General features: G+C 35.5%; 1 pseudogene. It reads left to right on the top strand.

The features are described 5' to 3' along the window. Positions 1–7: 7 nt before the first annotated feature. Positions 8–273: pseudogene (locus AAEZ00_RS21235) on the top strand (methyl-accepting chemotaxis protein); the annotation flags it as partial.

Here is a 273-nt window from a genome sequence, read left to right as displayed (position 1 = left end):
AGCTTATATGAAGCAAATCCAGTTTAGAAAAATTGATGCAATCTTGATTAAATTCAGCCTAAATGGAAAATTTTGGGTGGTGTGTTCACTTGTGGCATTGATCACCAGTGTTGTAGCGCTAATGAATTACCAACAAACAAACGACTTAATTGAACAAACATCGTTACAACGTGTTAAAGCAAGTATTGAAAGTTATGCTTCGGTTGCTAATAATCAAGGTTTAGCAAATGATGCCCTCAAGCAATTTGCCCAAGAAAATCAATTGCAGCTATC

This window comes from Shewanella sp. S1-49-MNA-CIBAN-0167, assembly GCF_040310145.1.
GTDB classification, from domain to species: Bacteria; Pseudomonadota; Gammaproteobacteria; order Enterobacterales; family Shewanellaceae; genus Shewanella; species Shewanella psychromarinicola.
This window is presented reverse-complemented; position numbering and strand designations above follow the sequence as displayed.